The 19,089-nt window shown below is 70.9% G+C and carries 17 protein-coding genes; 3 read left to right on the top strand and 14 right to left on the bottom strand.

Features of this window, described 5'->3' with window-relative positions; all coding sequences use genetic code 11:
- Positions 1-155: 155 nt before the first annotated feature.
- The 3 genes from SSP08S_RS49270 to SSP08S_RS49260 all read right to left on the bottom strand — a co-directional run bounded on the left by SSP08S_RS49270 (position 156) and on the right by SSP08S_RS49260 (position 3,468).
- Positions 156-1,148: a nucleoside hydrolase gene (locus SSP08S_RS49270; RefSeq protein ID WP_019075052.1), complete on the bottom strand. Its 993-nt coding sequence runs from the start codon at positions 1,146-1,148 to the stop codon at positions 156-158.
- 197 nt (positions 1,149-1,345) lie between these two features.
- Positions 1,346-2,575 carry a threonine--tRNA ligase gene (gene thrS, locus SSP08S_RS49265; RefSeq protein ID WP_019075051.1) on the bottom strand — a complete coding sequence of 410 codons (1,230 nt, stop codon included), beginning with the start codon at positions 2,573-2,575 and terminating at the stop codon, positions 1,346-1,348.
- 197 nt (positions 2,576-2,772) lie between these two features.
- Positions 2,773-3,468, bottom strand: coding sequence for a type 1 glutamine amidotransferase domain-containing protein (locus SSP08S_RS49260; RefSeq protein WP_019075050.1), 696 nt, complete (start codon positions 3,466-3,468; stop codon positions 2,773-2,775).
- 238 nt (positions 3,469-3,706) lie between these two features.
- Between SSP08S_RS49260 and SSP08S_RS49255 the strand changes: the two genes are divergently transcribed.
- A complete protein-coding gene (locus tag SSP08S_RS49255) occupies positions 3,707-4,489 on the top strand; it encodes a hypothetical protein (protein WP_019075049.1) in 783 nt (260 codons plus the stop codon).
- 23 nt (positions 4,490-4,512) lie between these two features.
- Here SSP08S_RS49255 and SSP08S_RS49250 read toward each other — a convergent pair whose 3' ends face one another.
- From SSP08S_RS49250 to SSP08S_RS49220, 7 genes are all read right to left on the bottom strand, one after another.
- Positions 4,513-6,567 (bottom strand): TerD family protein, encoded by a 2,055-nt coding sequence (locus tag SSP08S_RS49250; protein WP_051106140.1) that lies wholly within the window; start codon positions 6,565-6,567, stop codon positions 4,513-4,515.
- Between the two features lie 133 nt (positions 6,568-6,700).
- Positions 6,701-7,435, bottom strand: coding sequence for a TIGR03943 family putative permease subunit (locus tag SSP08S_RS49245; RefSeq protein ID WP_019075047.1), 735 nt, complete (start codon positions 7,433-7,435; stop codon positions 6,701-6,703).
- Positions 7,432-8,391: a permease gene (locus tag SSP08S_RS49240; RefSeq protein ID WP_102133578.1), complete on the bottom strand. Its 960-nt coding sequence runs from the start codon at positions 8,389-8,391 to the stop codon at positions 7,432-7,434. Before SSP08S_RS49240 ends, SSP08S_RS49245 begins: the two co-directional genes overlap by 4 nt.
- Positions 8,392-8,530: 139 nt before the next feature.
- A complete protein-coding gene (locus tag SSP08S_RS49235; RefSeq protein ID WP_019075045.1) occupies positions 8,531-9,874 on the bottom strand; it encodes a helix-turn-helix domain-containing protein in 1,344 nt (447 codons plus the stop codon).
- Positions 9,875-9,922: 48 nt separating this feature from the next.
- A complete protein-coding gene (locus SSP08S_RS49230) occupies positions 9,923-10,105 on the bottom strand; it encodes a DUF397 domain-containing protein (protein WP_019075044.1) in 183 nt (60 codons plus the stop codon).
- 8 nt (positions 10,106-10,113) lie between these two features.
- Positions 10,114-10,278 (bottom strand): DUF397 domain-containing protein, encoded by a 165-nt coding sequence (locus SSP08S_RS49225; RefSeq protein WP_019075043.1) that lies wholly within the window; start codon positions 10,276-10,278, stop codon positions 10,114-10,116.
- 58 nt (positions 10,279-10,336) lie between these two features.
- Positions 10,337-11,173 carry a helix-turn-helix domain-containing protein gene (locus tag SSP08S_RS49220; protein ID WP_019075042.1) on the bottom strand — a complete coding sequence of 279 codons (837 nt, stop codon included), beginning with the start codon at positions 11,171-11,173 and terminating at the stop codon, positions 10,337-10,339.
- Positions 11,174-11,286: 113 nt separating this feature from the next.
- Between SSP08S_RS49220 and SSP08S_RS49215 the strand changes: the two genes are divergently transcribed.
- The gene (locus SSP08S_RS49215; protein ID WP_026179485.1) at positions 11,287-11,604 is read left to right on the top strand and encodes a DUF6401 family natural product biosynthesis protein; all 318 of its coding nucleotides are present in this window, start codon (positions 11,287-11,289) and stop codon (positions 11,602-11,604) included.
- Positions 11,605-11,865: 261 nt separating this feature from the next.
- Here SSP08S_RS49215 and SSP08S_RS57615 read toward each other — a convergent pair whose 3' ends face one another.
- From SSP08S_RS57615 to SSP08S_RS49195, 4 genes are all read right to left on the bottom strand, one after another.
- Positions 11,866-12,150 (bottom strand): Uma2 family endonuclease, encoded by a 285-nt coding sequence (locus SSP08S_RS57615; RefSeq protein ID WP_019075040.1) that lies wholly within the window; start codon positions 12,148-12,150, stop codon positions 11,866-11,868.
- A 259-nt stretch (positions 12,151-12,409) separates the two neighbouring features.
- A complete protein-coding gene (locus SSP08S_RS60340) occupies positions 12,410-13,078 on the bottom strand; it encodes a hypothetical protein (protein ID WP_019075039.1) in 669 nt (222 codons plus the stop codon).
- 156 nt (positions 13,079-13,234) lie between these two features.
- Positions 13,235-14,035 carry a mechanosensitive ion channel family protein gene (locus tag SSP08S_RS57605; RefSeq protein WP_019075038.1) on the bottom strand — a complete coding sequence of 267 codons (801 nt, stop codon included), beginning with the start codon at positions 14,033-14,035 and terminating at the stop codon, positions 13,235-13,237.
- A gap of 118 nt (positions 14,036-14,153) precedes the next feature.
- On the bottom strand, positions 14,154-17,891 hold the full coding sequence (locus SSP08S_RS49195; RefSeq protein ID WP_019075037.1) for an nSTAND1 domain-containing NTPase: 3,738 nt from the start codon (positions 17,889-17,891) through the stop codon (positions 14,154-14,156).
- A gap of 248 nt (positions 17,892-18,139) precedes the next feature.
- On the opposite strand from SSP08S_RS49195, the gene SSP08S_RS49190 reads away from it, so the two are divergent.
- Positions 18,140-19,036 carry a ribosome-inactivating family protein gene (locus tag SSP08S_RS49190; protein ID WP_019075036.1) on the top strand — a complete coding sequence of 299 codons (897 nt, stop codon included), beginning with the start codon at positions 18,140-18,142 and terminating at the stop codon, positions 19,034-19,036.
- Positions 19,037-19,089 lie beyond the last annotated feature (53 nt).

The raw sequence follows: 19,089 nt of genomic DNA, 5'->3' as shown, positions 1-19,089 counted from the left end.
ACCACGGCCAGAACTCCCGTGGCTGCCCAACTCGCTTTCCTGCGCATAAGGTGTCGCCTCCGCCAGACAGGCGGCCGGCCCCCACCCCGGGCTCGGCCCGGATGGTCTTCATCACCTCCAGGATAACTTCGCCGGTGGGAGCTGTCCTGTCGAGATCACGCGGGGGCGGCGCCGGAATCCGTGGAGGCCGAACCCTCGACCGTCTCCAGCCACAGCTTCACGTAACGCTCCACATCCACGTCCAACCCCACGTCCACCAGGGCCTGTTCGCGTGCTCCGTCGTGGATCTCGGACTCGCCGTGGCGGGGGCGGCGGTCGACGATGGTCTGGCCGCGGGACGGCCCGGGGGCGAGGGAGACCTCGACCGGCAGCAGGCGGGTGGTGAGGCCGCCCGGGTCGGCGACCGCGCAGACCGCGCCCGCGTCGCCGAGGCCGCCGGTGGGGGTGGGGTCGCCGGAGGCGGCCGGGTCGCGGTGGGCGAGGAGGTCGCCCGCCAGTTTCAGCCGGGGCACGGCACTCTCCCGCAGGCGCTGCACATCGGCGGCCGGGACCTGGACCCGCTCGAAGACGTCCAACCCGTACATCGTGATCGGCACCCCCGCCGTGAGCAGGATCGCCGCCGCCTCCGGGTCGTGCCACACGTTGAACTCCGCGACGGGCGTGGCGTTTCCGACCGCCACCGCGCCGCCCATGAACACGATCCGCTCGATGTTGGCCGTCACCTCGGGGAACGTCCGCAGCAGCAGCGCGATGTTGGTCAGCGGGGCGGTGGGGATCAGGGTGACCGGGCGCGGGGAGGCCAGGATCTCGCGGCGCAGCAGCGTCACCGCGTCCACGTCGACCGGCGTGCGCGCCGACGCGGGCAGGCCCATGTCGCCCATGCCGTCCTGGCCGTGGACGTGCGCGGCCGAGCGGGCCGGCTCGATCAGCGGCCGGGCGGCGCCACGCGCGACCGGGATGTCACCGGCCCCGGCGTGGTCCAGGACGATCAGGGTGTTCCGTACGACCTGGTCCACGTCCGTGTTCCCGGCCACGCAGGTGACCGCGCGCAGGTCGAGGCCCGGGTGCCGGACGGCGAACAGCAGCGCCAGGGCGTCGTCGACCCCCGTGTCGCAGTCGATGATCACGGGGATGGGCTGACCGGTCACGGCAGGGTCCTCTCGACGCAAGGGTGCTGTTCGATTGTGACCTTACGCATCCGCCCACAGTTCGGCGCCGCGCGCCCCGACCCGCGCGCTGACGCGACGCACCAGGTCGACAGGCGCCAGCGGGTCGACCCGGCGCCCGTCCCGCAGCCGTACACAGCAGGGACCTCGCAACACAAAAGCGCTGTCCGGTTGCGACCCTACGCATCCGCCCACAGTTCGGCGCCGCGCGCCCCGACCCGCGCGCTGACGCGACGCAGCAGGTCGGCGGGCGCCAGCGGGTCGACCCGACGGCCGTCCCGCAGCCGTACGGCGACCAGGCCGGCGTCGGCCTCCCGTTCGCCGATCACCGCCTGGTACGGGACCAGTCGCGCCGCCCGGATCCGGGCACCGAGGCTGCCCTCGACGGCGACCTCGGCACGGAGTCCCTGGGCGCGGGCCTGCTCGGCGAGGTCGTAGGCGTGCTGCTCCTGCGCCTCCGACACCGGGAGGACGGCCAGCTGCACGGGCGCCAGCCATGCCGGGAACGCGCCGCCGTGCTCCTCCACCAGGTGTGCCACCGCGCGCTCCACGCTGCCGATGACACTGCGGTGCACCATGACCGGCCGGTGTTTCGCGCCGTCGGGGCCGATGTAGTGCAGGTCGAAGCGTTCGGGCTGGTGGAAGTCGATCTGGACGGTGGAGAGGGTGGCCTCGCGGCCCGCCGCGTCCTCGATCTGGACGTCGATCTTCGGGCCGTAGAAGGCGGCCTCGCCCTCGGCGGCCTCGTAGGCCACCCCGGACGCGTCGAGAACTTCCCGCAGCATCGCGGTCGCCCGCTGCCAAAGGGCCGGATCCGCAACGTACTTGCCGCCCCCGCCGGAGACGCCCTCCCCCGGCAGCGACAGCCGGTAGCGGGAGGCGCGGATGCCGAGGTCGGCGTAGGCGCGGGCGATGAGGTCGAGGGCGGCGCGGGCCTCCTCGACGGCCTGGTCGAGGGTGCAGAAGATGTGGGCGTCGTTGAGCTGGATGGCGCGGACGCGGGTCAGACCGCCGAGGACGCCGGAGAGTTCGGAGCGGTACATACCGCCCAACTCGGCGATGCGGAGGGGTAGTTCGCGATAGCTGTGGGAGCGGGAACGATAGATGAGCGCGTGGTGCGGACAGAGGCTCGGCCGCAACACGACTTCCTCCGCGCCCAGTTGCATGGGCGGGAACATGTCGTCGCTGTAGTGCGACCAGTGCCCGGAGATCTCGTACAGCTCACGTTTGCCGAGGACGGGCGAGTACACGTGCCGATACCCGGCCGCAGACTCCAACCCCCTTACATACTCCTCCAGTTGATGCCGGACGACGGCACCGTCGGGCAGCCAGTACGGCAGCCCCGCGCCCATCAGGGGGTCGGTGTCGAAGAGGCCGAGCTCGCGGCCGAGACGTCGGTGGTCGTACATGGTGAACTCCCTTGGAAATCAAAGGGCGAGCACCACGTGACGAAGCCCCGGGGCACTCGCCCCGGGGCTTCGACTTGGTCAGCAGTCAGCGCGCCGGGACACTCTCCGGCGTCGTCGTCACAGCCGACACGAACGGCTTGGCGCGCTTCATGTGGCAAACCGTAGCAGTCGTACGACCGCCCCCGCGACGGAATTAATCAGCCGAGCTTCTTGAGCAGCTCGTCCGCGACCGGTGCGGAGGACGCCGGGTTCTGGCCGGTGACGAGGTTGCCGTCGACCACGACGTACGGCGCCCACGGCTCGCCCTGCTGGAAGTCCGCGCCGAGCTCCACGAGCCGGTCCTGGAGCAGCCACTTCACCTTGTCGGCGAGGCCGCCCTGGATCTCCTCGTCGTTGGTGAAACCGGTGAGGCGGCGGCCCGCGAAGGCGTTCGTGCCGTCCTCCTTGACGGCCGGGAGGAGCGCGGCCGGGCCGTGGCAGACGACGCCGAGCGGCTTGCCGGAGGCGAGGGTCTGGGTGAGGAGCCGGCCGGAGTCGGCGTCGACGGCGAGGTCCTCCATCGGGCCGTGGCCGCCGGGGTAGTAGACGGCGGCGTAGTCGGCGAGGTCGACCTCGGTCAGCTTGACCGGGTGCTGGAACTCGGGGCTCGACGCGAGCACGGCGGCGACGCGGTCGGCGTTCTCCTGGCCGCCGTTGTAGTCGGGGGCGAGGCTGCCCCGGTCCACGGGCGGTACGACACCGCCAGGCGTCGCGACGACGACCTCGTGACCGGCAGCCTTGAACGCCTCGAACGGGGTGACGGCCTCCTCGGCCCAGTAGCCGGTGGGGTGCGGGGTCCCGTCGGCCAGGGTGAGGTGGTCGGCGCCGGTCAGCACGAAGAGGATCTTCGACATGGGGGTCTCCAGGGCGGTGGTCGGTGATCTGACTCCGACAGTAGGCGGGGCGCGGACGGGCGGCCAATGAGGAATCGAATGCTCGGTATTGGTTTCCCGATGGCCCGCGCCGGGCCCGGCAGTCACCCGGACGGCCCGGCGCGCTGGTGGGCGGGCGCGGGCGATGGTGCCGTGGGAGCACGCGCCGACCTGCGCGCCCCGCATCCGCGTCACGCGTCCGCCCCAGGAGGGACCCTCGATGACCCGTTCCCCGGCCCGTGTCCTCCTCCTCGCCTCGGCGCTGTCGGCGGGCACCCTGCTCACGGCCGCGGGCTGCGCGAACGAGGCCGCCCTGCACAAGGTGACGAGCGCGCCCTCCGTCTCGCCCGTACGAACCCCCGCGGCACACGCGTCCCCGGCGGCGGCCCCCGTCCTCACCCAGGCACAGGCACAGACCGCGCTGATCGCGGACACGGACCTGGGCGCCCCCTGGACCCCGACCCAGGGCACGGCGACCTGGCGCGACAGCCTCCTCAAGGCGAAGACCGCCGACCCCGACTGCCAACGTCTCCTCGACGCGCTCTACGCCGACGAACTCCTCGGCACCCCCGCCACCGCCCAGGCGGTCATCGGCCTCGACGACACCGACGACGAGGCCCAACTCCACTACCAGGTGGCCGCGTTCAAGTCCGCCGACGTGGACCGCACCCTGGCCTGGCTGAAGACGCTCCCGCAGAAGTGCGCCCAGTTCACAGCGACGACAACCCGCTCGGGCGTCCAGTCGGTGACGGTCACGGAAGCGACCCTCCCGAACGTCGGCGACGCCCGCGAAGGCCTCCACCTCACCCTCACCGGCACCACCCCGGAGGGCGACCAGTCCACCCTCACCCTCGACACCGCCGCCGTCCGCATCGGCGACGACACCATCACCCTCACGAACGGGGGGCTCGCGAATGTCCCCCCGGACGCGATGAGCCGGGCACTGGAGATCGGGGCGCAGCGGTTGACGGATGTGCAGCGGCAGGGGCGGGTGCAGGTCTAGGAAACGGCGGCTCGCGAAGAACCTCAGGCCTCGACGGGTTTCCGCGAACGCGTCGTACGGCCGCCGTCCAGGTGGACCACCACGCTCGCGTGGAACCGGTCCACGGACTCGTCGACGCTGCGGATGAAGCCCGATTCGGCGGTGCCCCGGGTGTTGCCCATGCCTCTGAAGAGGGACAGGCGGAAGCCGGTGATCTGGGCTCCGTTCTTGGGAAGGATGTCGGCCGGTTCGGGACGCAGGCGTTCCAGCGTGCCGCGCGGACCGCCGCCCGTCTGCCCCTCCAGCACCGCCTCGACATGGAGGTCGGCCGGCGCCTCGGCGAGCCTGCGGATCAGCCGCTTGGCCCAGCTGAGGGGATAACCCTGATCGGGGGCGGCGATCTCGATGGACGTCCGCAGCTTGCCGGTACGCAGGTCAGCGCAGAGGGCCAGGACACCGGGCGTGCCCTCGATCCGGAGCTCGGCGTCGAGTCTGCCGTCGACGCAGAGCCGGTCGGCGAGAGCGGCGCGCCGGGAGGCCGGATCGGTGCCTCGCTTGGCCCGCTGCACCGGCAGCACCTTCTCGCCGAGTTCGCCGCCCAGCCGCAGACACACCTGCCGCACCAGCCGTTCCCAGCTCTCCACGACCTCCACCGCGCGCGGGTCGCCCTGGCACAGGGTCTCGGCGTCGATCGCGTTGCGTACCGGGACCCAGGAGCGGCCCATGTTCTGGAAGCCGTGGCAGCCGGAGTTCTCGTGCTGGAGGTAGTGGAGCAGTTCCTGGAGCAGCCAGGCGTGCGCCGCGTTGCCCACACCCTCGTGGCGGATCAACATCTGTGCCTGGTGGGCGACTTCGGCCCAGGACAGATGCCAGAGCGCCACCTTGTTCTTGCGCCGCCCGTCGAGCTTGACCTCCACCAACGGGCTGCCCTCCAGCTCGACGTCGTTGGAGAGCGTGATGACGGCCTCGTACCCGCGCCGGGCCGCTATGTCGGCGTAGGCCTGCACCTGGTCCGGCTTGAGGGGGTTGCCGTTCGTCTTCGTTTCGACGAGCGCGGTCCACAGCTTGCCCGCACGCTCGACCCGGATCACCCCGTCGGGCCGCCGAGGGGACTCGCCGTTGGGGAGCGTGACCTCGGTGAACGTCTCCATCCGGCCGACCGGAGCGCCGAAGGCCGCCGTCAACCGCCGCCCGAACTCCGGTACTTGGGCCATCACCGACAGCAGCACGGAGGTCGCCCGGGTCTCCCGCTCGTGATCGCTCTTGAGCGCGGAGGCCGGGAAGAGCCGGGCACGTCGCCAGGAGTCGTTCTCCGCGAGGGACTTCTTGGCCACCTTCGGCAGGGTGACCTTCTTCTTGGCGGTACGAGGACGGGCGGGACGCGCGGCGGTCGCGACCTCGGAGGCCTCGGAGACCTCGGGAACCGACTCGACTGCGGGGCTCGGCGGCTGCGCGGGAATCGCGGCGACGGCTTCCGTCGTACGGACTTCGGTCGCACCCTCGGATTCGGACTCGCCCTCGGACTCGGCATCAGGCGCAGCCTCCACGTCCGCGTCGTCGTCGATGTCAACGCCGAAGTCCGTTGCCACACCGGCGAGTCCGGACTCGTAGCCCTGTCCGATCGCGCGGAACTTCCAGTCGCCGCCCCGCCGGTAGAACTCGCCGAAGAGCAGCGCGCTGACCTCGCCCGGATCGTCGATCGAGAAGCGCAGCAGGCTTTCGCCGGAACCGTCGGCCAACGTCAGCCGCAGGTCCTGGAGTTCGGAGAAGCGGGCGCTCTCGTAGCGGCTGGCCGCCACCACGATCTGCTCGACGCCGGCCGGGATCGCGGTCAGGTCGAAGGTGATCCGGTCCTCGCTGCCGTCCGCCGTCGGTGCCTTGCCGAGCAGTTGCACGCTTCCGTCTGCGGCGACGGGGTTGTTGTAGAAGTAGAAGTCCCCGTCGCTGCGCACCTTTCCGTCCCCGGTCAGCAGCAGTACGGAGACGTCCGCGTCGCCCTCTCCCGTCGGGCTCCCCCAGCTCAGGCTCATCAGCACCGAACCGATGTCCTCGCTCAGCGACGCCAGACCGACGTTCCCGCCCTTGACCATCTCGTGCATGAGGCCCCCCAGATGCACGGCCGCGCGGGCTGCCCCCGCGACCCCTGTTTCGTAGCGATGAGTGACACGCCCCACACCCTGCGCATCACCAGCACCTTAACGCTCCGGAATCACCCGCATCTCCGGAACGGCCTCAACGCTTCTCGTACGGATCCGCCGGCTCCTTCACCTGCGTGACGGTCTTCGCGTCGAGGAGTGGGGGCCATGCCCCGTCCGTGCCGAGTTTGCCCTTGGGGAGCCAGGTGCCGGTGACGGTGACCCAGGTGTCGGTCTGGGGGGCGTCGTCGGATTCGGTGCCTCTGATCTCTACCTTGCTGGTCGTGGCGTCGGCGGCGCAGCAGGTGACGACGAGGCGGGTGACGTACCAGGTGCCGTTCGAGCCGTGGGTGACGAAGCCCGTCATGCGGACCGTGCGGCCCTTGAGGGAGTGGCCGGTGTCGTAGACCGCCCGGGAGCTGTACTGGGCCACCGAGATGTCCAGCACCTTGGCGGCGGGCAGCGCGGGGAAGGTGCCCACGCCCTGTGCCGCGAGTTGTGCCTGTTCGCGGCCCGCGCTGTACGAGCCCAGCGCGGGGGGTGGGAAGAGGAGGAGGGCCAGGGCGGGGAGGGTGAGGAGCCAGGCGATGCGGGGGCCGTGGGAACCATGGGAGTGCCCGTCCTCCTCTTCTTCCTCCTCCTCGTGGTCCCTGTGACTCATCCCCCTGATCGCCGCCACCGCCCCCAACAGCATCAGCAGCGAACCGGAGATCACCAAGTACGGCCGCAACGCCGCCTGTACGTACCGCAGATACAGGTCGCTGAAGAGCGAGATCCGCAGCACCGCCCCGCCCGTGAGCAGGAGGAGGACCGCCGAGCCGTAGCGCCTCACAGCAACCACCAGCCCACGAGCGTGCTGCTCGTTACGGCGACCAGCCAGGTCGTCGAGGAGAAGCGGAGGGCGAAGGAGCGGCCGAACGTGCCCGCCTGCAACGCGATCAGCTTCAGGTCGACCATCGGGCCCACCACCATGAACGCCAGTTTCGCGGCAGGTGAGAAGCCGCTCAGCGAAGCCGCTACGAACGCGTCCGCCTCGCTGCATACGCACAGGACCACCGCCAGGAGGGCCAGCAGCAGAAGCGACAGCCAGGACGAGCCCGTGAAGATGTCCAGGATCGAGCGCGGTACGGCGATGTTGAAGGTCGCCGCCGCTGCCGCGCCCAGGACCAGGAAACCGCCGGCATGGAGGAAGTCGTGTTGCAGGCCCGCGACGAAGGCCTTCATACCCGCAGGCGAAGACGCCGTGGTCCGCGTGCGCTTCGGGAGTCGTAGCCACTCCTCCCTGCCGAAGCGCGCCCACAGCCAGCCCATCACCACCGCCGTCGCCAGGGACGCGACCAGGCGGCCCAGCACCATCTTCGGCTGGCCCGGGAACGCGATCGAAGTGGCCACCAGGACAACCGGGTTGATGGCGGGAGCGGACAGCAGAAACGCCAGCGCCGCTGCCGGGGCCACCCCCCGTCTCATCAGGCTGCTCGCCACCGGGACCGACGCGCACTCACAACCCGGGAGTACGACTCCTGCCGCGCCCGCGATCGGGACGGCCAGCGCCTGGTTGCGGGGGAGGAGGCGGGTGAAGACCCGCTCGGGGACGAAGGCGCCGATCGCCGCCGAGACCACCGTGCCGAGGAGCAGGAAGGGGACGCCCTGTACCGCCACCGCCGTGAAGACCGTCCACCAGGCCGCCACGGGTGGGGTGTAGAGGTCGATCGCCAGCATCGGGCCGAGGACGGAGACGACTGTCGCGATCGCTATGAGGGCGGCGCCGCCGAGTACCGCGTAGACCATGGCGCGTACGGCCAGGCGCAGGCCGTCGACCACGGTCCGTTCGTTCTGCACGCGCCTGTCTCATCCCGTTTCGCACGATTACGCCTGGCACTCGTACGTGGCACGGTAACCGTCGGCGCTGTGCGGTATCCCCGATTTGTCAAAGAGGAGGCTGTGCGGGCGCCGGTCCGAGGGTCGTCGTCCCGGGGGCCGTACGGTGGCCGAGGCCCGTGCGGTAGGCGTCGAGTGCCGCCTCCACCCGGCCGGTACGGCGGAGCAGATCGCCCAGCATCCGGCACAGGTCGGCCAGGTCGCCGGCCGCGCCCGCGCGCTCCAGGAGGCTGAGGGCGCGGACGTAGTGCTCCTCGGCCGCGTCCGTGTCGCGGGCGTCCTCCGCGATGATGCCGAGGAGGCGGTGGGCGGCGGCGGAGTGGAGGGCGCCGCGTTCGGAGCTGAGGTCGTTGAGGACGTCGTGGAGGAGGGTGGCGGCCTCCTCGGACTTGCCGCGTTTGTGCAGGACGTCGGCCAGCTCCACCGCGACCTGGCTGCTGTACAGCGCGGCGCGCTTCGCCGTCAGCATGGCCAGCGCCTGCCTCAACTCGACCTCGGCGCGCTCCAGTTCGCCGTCCTGGGCGTAGACGTAGCCGCGCATCCAGTGGCAGTTGGCGAGCTCGGTACGGAACTGGAGCTGGCGGTACAGATCGGCGGCCTTCGCGAGCGAGGCGTCGGCCTCCGCGACCTTGCCCTCCGCTATCAGCGTGCGCGCCACCGAACGGTGCATGCGCGCCAGCAGCGCCGGGTCCGCCACCTGCGGCGCGAGCGCGAGCGCCAGCTCCGCCGCCTGGGCCGCCCTCGCGTGCGCTCCCATGTCCATGTACGGCCCTATCGCGCTCGCGTAGAGCAGCAGGAGCGCGTCGGGGTCGTGCAGGCCGCCGCGGTTCAGCTCGTCGAGCGTGGACTCCAACAGGTAGACGGCGTAACGGAGTTCACCGGTGAGGTAGTGCGCGACGGCACGGCCGCGGATGGCGGGGACGCGGGAGGGAAGGGGTTCGTCGGCGAGGCGCTGCTCGGCTCGCTCGAAGTACATGCGGGCGGCGGTGAGATCACCCGTGTCGAGGCCGCACTCACCCAGCCCGAGCAGCGCGATGGCTTCCTCGTCCACCAGCCCGTGCGACTCCGCCTCCGCGAGCAGCTCGGCGTACTGCTCCGCCGCCTCCTCCGACTCCCCTGTCGCCAGGGTGCGTTGGGCGCCGGTCAGCCGTAGGCGCAGTTCGGTGGCGAGGTGGGCGGGGCGGCCGGTGGCCAGCTCGTCGTAGGCCACGCCGAGCCGTTCCGCGAGGTGGCGCAGCGCGTCGTCGGAGGGGCGGACCCGGCCGGCCTCAAGGGTGGAGATGTACGCGGGCGTGTAGGCGGGCTCGGCCAACTGCCGCTGGGTGAGCCCGCGTTCGTGCCGCAACTGCTGGACCCTGCGCCCGATGACTTCCGGGTCGTCCCGTCTCACCATGCATTAATCATGCCAGTAAGCCGAGTTACAGACTGGCCAGTAACTCAGTTACACAGAGAGCGAGTTGATGAAGTCCTCGAAGCGGCTGCGGGAAACGGTGACGATGGCTCCGCCGGGGTTCTTCGAGTCACGGATCGCGATGTGAGGGGTGCGGTCAGCGACCTCTACGCACTCACCGCCGTTGGTGCTGCTGTAACTGGACTTGCGCCACTGTGCGTTGGCCAGCTCCATCGTGCTCCTCAAAGTGAGTCGACGAACTCCACGAAGCGCGAACGGGAGACCGTGAGGATCGCTCCGCCGGGGTTCTTGGAGTCACGGATCGCGATGCAGGGGGTCGCTGCGGTCGCGACCTCGACGCAATCACCGCCGTTGCTGCCGCTGAAGGACGACTTGCGCCACTCCATGGTGCCGAGGGGGGCACACTCAACACAGTCACCGCCATTGGTGCTGCTGTAACTGGACTTACGCCACGTCTTCCGCCCGGTCTCCATAACGTTCCTCCATCACGCGCGTGATCAGGTCGGCCGAGTCCTCCACCGAGAGCGCGTCGGCCTGCAAGCGAGCGTATCCGACGGAACGCTCCCTGATGACGTCTGGGTTGGCGGTCATATGGGCCTGGTCATAGCCCTCGGAGTAGTAGATGTCGGGGTCGTCGTCGAAGCGCAGGAGGTTGAAGGAGCCCACCATCCCGGCGTGCACACCCGAAGCGAGCGGCAGCACTTGGATGTTGACCCAGGGGTTGTCCCGGAAGCTCACGAGACGGGCGAGTTGCTTGCGCATGACCTCACGGCCGCCGACCTCGCGGAGCAGCACAGCTTCGTCCAGGACGACCCACACCGCAGGTGGCTGCTTCTTCTCCAGGATGCGCTGCCGCTCCATGCGCGCCGCGACCAACTCCTCGACCCTGTCCGGGTGTTCGACGGCCACCAGCGCCGCTGCGTACTCCGGTGTCTGGAGCAGGCCGTACACCACCTGGCACTGATACGTCGAGATGAACGCCGCCTTCGCCTCCATCTCCGCGTACGGCTGGAACCACTTCGGCAGCTGGCTGCGCAGCACCAGCTTGAGCAGGCGGCTGAAGAAGCCGTCCGTCATGAACGCCGCGTCGAGCGCCTCCGCGAACGTCCGGCTCGGAACCTTCGACGCCGTCTCGACCTGGCCGATCAGGGAGCCCGTGCAGTAGATCACCTTGCCGAGCTGCTCCAGCGTCATGCCGGCCGCCTCGCGCAAGCGGCGCGCCTCGTAGCCGAAGTAGTCCAACGGGGATGCGCTCGGGTCGAGTTGACGAACGTGGACCATGCGACAGCCACCTCCGAGTAGTTACGGCCTGTCGCCGAGCGTAACCAGTCCGTCGTATCCCGGTGACGGGAATCACGTAACCCACCCGCGCCAGGCTGCCGTACGGTGGAGAAATGTCCCCTTTGGTCAAGATCAGCAGCGCTTACGGGCCCCGCTTCGCGGAGTTCGCCTTCGAGCCTGCGTTCACGGCCGCGGTGGATCAGCATGTCGCCGAACTGCGGGAACGCCTGTCGGCGGGCGGGCCGGATCTGGCACCGCCCGCCCCGGACCACGCGGACCTCACCGACTACGCGCTCGGTTTTCTGGACGCGCTCGCGGAGCTGGACTGGCGGGAGCCGGTCGGGCACGACTACGCGGTGTGCAGGCTGACGGCCATCAGCTGGCTGGTACACCGGCACGGACTGCTGCCGGAGCAGCGCCGGGGTGACTGAAAACAGGTTTCCGTTGGCTCAACTCCCCCTGAAGCCCTTCCCGTTGCGCACTCCAACCCCTTAAGTTAGGCACGCATTAAGCGTGCTTAACTCATCGCTGTTGCCGTCGCCGTCACTGTCGTTGCGAGGTTGGTATGTCCGCGCGTTACGTCAGAGGATTCTGCGCCGCCGTCATCGCCGTAGCCGCCCTGATCGGCGCGGCAGCGGCAAGCCCGGCCAAGGCGGCGGACCGCCTGCCGGCATCTCACTCGGGCGCAAGCGTCACGTCCGTACGCGGGTAGAACGGCAGAAGAACGGCAGACCGCCGGTCGCGACCTTCCACCCGCCCGCGAGGGCGACGGTGTTCCCGTAGGGCCGGCGCAAACGGTTCTCGTACTCCGGGGAACCGCGTCGCCCGCCGACCTGCCACTGGTACGTCCACGTGCCGTCGCGCGGATCGACGATCAGGTAGTGGGGGATGCCCATGGCCGGGTAGTCGCGGCTCTTGGCGTCGTAGTCGGTGCCGGGATTCGACGGGGAGACGACCTCGACGGCCAGCAGGTGCATGGCCCGGTACGAGGGAGAGACCCGGCACCGACACCGTCCGAACCTGCGGAGCGAGTTGATCACGCCCGCCCACATCCCTGACCTCGTGTCCGTGACAGGGGCTCGTCGTCATGGCGGACGTCCCGTCACTGATCTCTGAGTACGTAAAGCCCGGCGGCGTGAAACGCTGCCCCAGCTGCCCCGAACGCCCCGACCGCCGCCGACGACGCGGGCCCGGCCTGCGCGGCCGGGCCCGTCCGGTTCACCAAGTGGTGCGGGTTCAGCACTTCCACGTCGCCCAGTACAGCTCGCCCTTCAGGGAGCCGTCCGACCAGGCGACCGGGGTGTCGATGTGGATGCCCGAGGAGCCCTGGCCCGGGTAGTACCAGTAGTAGTGGCCGTCGACCCGCTTGCCGTAGTGGACCTCCAGCCAGCCCACCGAGTGGCGGACGTACGGGGCGAACCAGTACGCGCCCTTGTAGCCGGGGCGGATCGTGTTGGTGATGGTGCTGCTCGCGGTGCGGGTGTTGCCCAGGGTCCAGGTCTCGGAGGACGACGAGCTGGCCTTCATGCCCGCCTCGAAGGTGTCCGACAGGCCCGCGCTGACCTCGATGCTCTGGCCCTGCTCGTAGGAGTACGAGGTGTTCGTCGAATAGGTGTAGTTCACGGCGTAGGTGCCGTTGTCGGTGCCCGCGCAGTTCGCGACCACGTTGCTGGCCTGGTGCCGCTTGCCGAGCGCGGTCCAGGCGTTGACCTCGTGGTACTGGCACAGGTCGGGCTTCCGGCTGCCGCTGTCGTGGTTGCAGCTCGCCAGCACGTCCGGCTTGTCGTCGCCCCAGCCGGGGCTGGAGTTCGCGCTGGCGGTCCCCGTGGAGAAGGGGATGAGCACCAGGGCGAGAGCGGGCGCCAGCAGAGCCAGTCGGCGGCGGCCACGCGGAAACACCTTCATGGTCGTTCTCCTCGTCGATACGTCGGTCGGCGCCACCACCCGCCACGGGTGGCGACGCCTCCGATCGTCATCGCCGGGGAGTTGATCCGACAGTCCCGCCCCAGGGGCGAATCAACTCCGGATCACCCACCTCACCTGCGCCGATACCGGCCACCGCTACATGGTGGACGACCCCGGCATGTCATCGCCCCGCAGATCCGTGCGCTCCCGCACCGGCTGGTTGCCCATCGCGTCCGCGCGGCCCGCCTGGTACGCCGTGAGGCTGCCCTTCGCGTTGGTCGTCTCGCGCTCCGCCGCCATCAGCATGCGCTCCATACGCTGGCGCATCGGCGCGATCATGCCGCCGCCGACACCGACGATCAGGATTCCGGCCACGGTCCCGAGGGCCGCGTAGAGGACGGGCTGGGTGACCGTCGTCGCGATGCCGGCCTGGCCGAGCGCGGCGATCACGCCGAGCGCCACGATGCAGGCCCACACGATCGTCGCGAGCATCCTGCCGTACGACATCGACGACAGCGCGCTGCCGACGATCCCGCGCACCGCGTTCGCGATGGCCATCGCCACGACGATCAGGACCACCGCGACGATGCCGCGCGGCAGCCAGGCCACGATGCCGTTGATCATCGTGCTGACCGGGTTGGTGCCGAAGACGCCCAGCGCGAGCTGGAGGGTGATCAGCATCAGCGCGTAGTACACGATCTTGCAGACGATGCCGGTCATGTCGTACTTGGAGTCCCGCAACATCCGTTCCGTACCGGCCCGTTCGGAGAGCTTCTCCGAGCCGACGCGCCGCAGTACCCGGTCGAGCACGCGGGCGATCAGCTTCGACACGAACCAGCCGATGGCGAGGATGACCAGGAAGCCGATGAGTTGGGGCACGAACTGCGCGACCTTCGACCAGGCGTCGTTCAGCCCCTGGGTGAAGTCGATGGCGAGGGTGGATTCAGGGACAGCCATGAGCGGCACTTCCTTCGGTGGGTACTACCAGCCCCCTGTAAGCATCAAGTGGAGCAGCGCGAAGGAGGCGTGGCCGCGTGGGCTGCTCCGTATGGGTGACCAGAGGAGACCTGCGGCTTCAGCAGATGCGGCGGTACGGCGCGTCCGGCACGTACGTCCGCCACTGCGCCCGGGTCAGCTCCGCGTTGCCCGTCCTCGCGCAGACCTCGGCCCGTGCCCGCTCCGGGTCGACGGTGTACCGCTGGAGCGGGACGTGCGCGCTGCCCGCGAACACCGTGCGGCCGTCCCGGCTGAACGCGAGGGACGTGATCGCCTCGCCCGGAGTCGTCAACGGGCCGCTGCTGAGCGGCTGTTGGGTGCCCACGTCCCAGAGCTGCAGGCTGCCCGCGTCACCGGCGACGGCCAGGGTGCGGCCGTCGGGGCTGAAGGCGACCGCCGAGACGCCCTCCGGGGCGGTGCCGACGGGGGCGGGGAAGACATTGCGGAGGATGCCGGTGCGGTGGCGGACCGCTCCGTCCCACAGGTGGACCCGGCCCGTCTGGTCGCCGACCGCCAGCGCGGAGCCGTCGGCGGTGAAGGCGAGCGCGCCGATCTCGTCGCCCTGCACGAGGTCGCGTCCGGTGGAACGGCCCGAGGGCAGCCGGGCGATCCGCCCCTCGCCGACCAGCAGCCCGCCGTCCGGGCGGACGGCGAGGTGGGAGCCAGTCACGCCGGTCAGGACGGCCGTCCTGCGTCCGCGCGTGAAATCCCATGTCTCGTCGGCGAGTTGACCGATGGACGGGGTACGGACCACGTGGAGGGAGTGGTCGAGGGCGAGTGAGACGACCGCCGCGCCCGGCAGATCCAGCGAGGCCACGGACCTCCCGCGCGTCACGTCCCACACCCCGAACCGCTGCGCCACCGCCTCCCGCCCCGGCGCCGAGACGCCGTACGCGAACCGGGTGCCGTCCGGGCCGAAGGCCAGCAGGGGGAGGGTGTCGGCGGAGACGGTCGGGAGCGCGGGGTCGGTGGAGACGGGGACGGGGACCGGCGGGAAGGTGTGCAGGACACGGCCGTCGGAGGTGTCGTAGAGGCGGAAGAGGTAGTGGGCGCCGGTGCGGTGGGTGGTGGCGTAGGTGCGGCCGTCCGGGCTGAACTGGACGTCGTCCAGGGCGGTGGAGCGCCAGTCGCGGGTGACCGCGGCCCCGAGGTCGAGGGTGTGGACGGTACCGCTCTCCAGATAACGCAGGGTCCGGCCGTCGCGGTCCCAGGCGAGACCGCCGTACAGGCGCTGGTTGTCGAGGGCGTGGCGGAGGACGGGGGCGCCGGGGTCCGAGAGCCGCCAGACGCGCAACTCCGAGCCGTCGGCCGTCGCCACGAAGGCCCCGTCCGGGCTGAAGGAGGCGTACTGCGTCCCGGTGTCCTGGAGGTCGGCGACCGAGCGGCCCGTCGTCGTGTCCCAGACACGGAGTCCGGTGCCGGTGGCGACGGCGAGCCGGTTGTCGGAGATCGCGAGAACGGGGGTGTCGGTGTCGGTATCGCAGAGGGCGGGGTCCCGCTGCCAAGTGCCGCGCAGGGGACGGGACTTGGCCGTGTTCCACACCTGCACGCCACCCGTCGCCGAACAGGCCGCGGCCGTACGGCCGTCCGCGCTGACGGCGGTGAGAGCCGCGTCCGGTGCCCGTGCCTCGAACAGGACCCTGCCGTCGACCACCGAGCGCAAGCGCACGCGGCTGCCCTCGGTGGTGAGGAGGGAACGGCCGTCGGCGGTGAAGCGGGCGTCGCCGACGTCGTGCAGTTCCGGGGTGACCCAGCGGTGGGTGACCGTGTTCCACAGCCGCAGCGTGCCGTCCCCGTCGGTGACCCCGAGGACGTGCGCGGACGGGCCGGCCTCGGTCACCGTGCCGGCGGGCACCCGGCCGGAGCCGGTGGCGCGGTGGGCGGTCACGTCCCAGGTCCGCCAGGTACGGCCGCTCGCGCTGAGCAGCGTACGGCCGTCGCCGGTGAGTACCCGCAGGGCGTCCGCGCCGGGCGCGGGGTCGGTGAACGTGTCCGTCTCCACCTGCGCGAGCGAACCCAGCAACGCCCGTCGCGTCTCGGGCAGTTGGGCCGTTCGCCAAGCGGCGACGCCGAGTTGCTGCGCGGTGCGCGGGTCGGTGGTACGCAGCCCGTCGGCGACGTCGGCGATCCGCCGGGCCGCACTCTGCGTCTGCCGCCGCAGATTGTCGTCCCGCTCATGGACGACCGCGAAGGCCGACAGCACCGCGACGACAAGCACGGCGGACAGGGACACGGCCAGCACGCGATGCCTACGGCCGATCCGGGCTGCGGCGCGGTGTTCGGCGGCGCGGGCGTCGAGGGCGGCGGTCAGGAAGGCTCGTTCGGGGGTGGTGAGGGTGAGGTCGGACCCGCCCGCAGAACCCCCGGCGCTCACCTCCTCGCCGAACAACTCCTCCGCCCGCGCCAACCGCGCCCCCCGATACAGCGCCCCCGGATCCCGGTCGTGCTCCAGCCACGTACGCGCCGCGTCCGTCAGCATGCGGTGGTGGCGGAGGCGTTCGCGGTCGCGTTCGATCCAGGTGTGGAGGCGGGGCCAGCAGGTGATGAGGGCCTCGTGGGCGAGGTGGACGGCGTGCTCGTCGGCGGTGAGGAGACGGGCTCGGGTGAGGCGTTCCAACACCAGCGACACCTCGGGGGCGTCCCAGTCCGCCAGTTCGGGGCGGGTCAGGGGGCGGCGGGTGTCGGGGGTGCCCTGGCCCGGTACGACCATGCGCAGGAGGAGGTGGCGGGCGGTGCGGGCCTCGTCGGGGGACAGGGCGCCGTACACCTGCTCCGCCGTCGCCGCGATCGCGCCGCGTACTCCGCCGGCGGCCTCGTAGCCGGCGAGGGTGAGCAGGCGGCCCCTGCGGCGGCGCCAGGTTTCCAGGAGGGCGTGGGAGAGCATCGGCAGGCCGCCCGGTTCGTCCAGGACCTCCTCGACCAGGCGGGCGGTCAGAGTCCGTTCGACCAGGCAGCCGACCGCCTGGGCCGGGCCCACCACCGCCTCGCGCAGCTCCTCCGCCGTCATCGGGCCGAGCAGCAGCGCGGCTCCCCGGAGCGCGTCGGCCAGTTCGCGGTGTTCGGCGCAGCGGGCGTAGAAGTCGGCTCGGACGGAGACCAGTACCCGGAGGCGGGTGTCCGGGGTGCGGGACGCGAGGAGCAGGTCGATGAAGCGGGAGCGTTCGCGCGCGTCCTGGCAGAGCGTGAAGACCTCCTCGAACTGGTCCACCACCACCCAGCTCGCCGGTTCCCCGGGGGCGGGGGTGAGCAGATGGCCGTAGGTGGTGGCGGGGGTCGGGCCGGGGGTGAGGACGCGCAGGGTCGCCGGGTGGCCGCGGGTGGCCAGTTCCTCCCGCAGGCGCGGGATCAGGCCGGCCCGCAACAGGGACGACTTGCCGCTGCCCGAGGGGCCGAACAGCACCGCGAACCGGTGGTCGCAGACCAGCGCGTCGACCTCGTCGACCACCCGGTCCCGGCCGAAGAAGAGATGCCGGTCGGACGGTTCGAACCGGGCGAGCCCGCGGTACGGCACCGGGCCGCCGACGTCCTCGGGTTCCGTCGCGCGGACCCGGTTCGCCTCCGCCTCTGCTTCCTTCCAGCGCGGGCCCCACTCGGCCGGGTCGCCGCCGCAGGCCTGCACGTATCCCTCCACGACCGCGAGCCTCGGCAGCCGTTCGCCGGCCGCGGCCTGGGACAGCGTGGTCGCCGCGAAGCCCGCCGCCTTCGCCATCGTCCGGTACGACGGTCCGCCCGCGGCGCGGCGCAGTTCCCGCAGCGCGTGCGCGAGCTCCTGCACGGCACCGGCCCCCGGGTCGACCGGCCGCTCGGGACGACCCATGCGCGTACCTCCATGCACCTGACGAAAACGACAGACAAAAGCGACAGACGAAAGCGACATCCGGAGCGATGACCATACGGATGGCCGGGGAACGGCGGGGTTGCCCCCGGGTGACGGCTGGGTGACACCCTCGGCCCCACAGACGGCTTCCGGAATTGATTGACCTGGTCAGAGGGGCGTGCGAATCAACATCCCGGTCGCGATCGTCGGTCGTGGCATCCCCCACACCGAACGACTGGAGCCCGACCGTGAACAGTCCCGCCCGCACCCCGCCGGCCGCCGCCGGCACCCTCCTGATCGCGCTGCTGCTCAGCCTGCTCGCCCCCTTCGGCGCGACGAAGGCGCACGCCGTCGACCAGAACGACGACGTCAACTGGCATCTCAACGACGGCAGGCCCGCCTACCGGGGCATGATCGACGAGGTCCGGGCGGGCGCCGAGAGCGGCGTCCTGTACGGCAACCGCGCGGCGACCACCTGGACCACGGTCAGCACCGAGCACACCGGCAACAGCAGGCAGCAGGTCACCCACGACGAGCAGAACAACTACTTCACGGTCGACATCACCAGCGACGACCACCCGCGGATCCGCATCCTGGTCCGCGCCCACGACCTCTACGTCCAGGGCTACCTGGTCCCCGGCACCAGCACGTACTACTACTTCAACGACGCGACGATGAGCCACTGGCCCGGCGCCGGCTCCTCCACGAACCCGCCCCGCGCCCTGCGGCTCCCGTTCGGCGGCAGCTACGCCTCCATGTCGGCGTACGCCCACCAGACCGTGCGCAGCCCCCGGTTCTCGTACTCGTGGATGGCGTACAACCAGGGCGTCCTGGCCGCCGCGAACTCCACCGGCACCCAGCGGGCCGGCGCGCTGATGTTCTACGTCGAGGCGATCTCCGAGGGCGCCCGCTTCAACGCCATCTCCGACCGGATCGAGGCCGCCCTCGCGCCGAACACGGGCTACCAGTTCGACCAGGACGACGACGGCCTGATCCACAACTGGCAGACCCTCGGCAACAACCTCCAGAACCGGCTGAACAACCCGCGCACCCAGCCGACGCCGAACATCGGCCGCTACCACTTCGACACCCTTCAGGCGATCGCGAACATCCTGCGCCTGGCGATCAAGCTGGGCACCAAGTAGCCGACGGCGCCCGCCCATTGCCGCCCCGGCGGGACATCCCCCCTGTCCCGCCG

This window comes from Streptomyces hokutonensis (genome assembly GCF_000376565.1).
In the GTDB taxonomy this organism is placed as follows: Bacteria; Actinomycetota; Actinomycetes; order Streptomycetales; family Streptomycetaceae; genus Streptomyces; species Streptomyces hokutonensis.
Note: the sequence above shows the minus strand (reverse complement) of the source record. Positions and strands in the feature narration are given on the sequence as shown.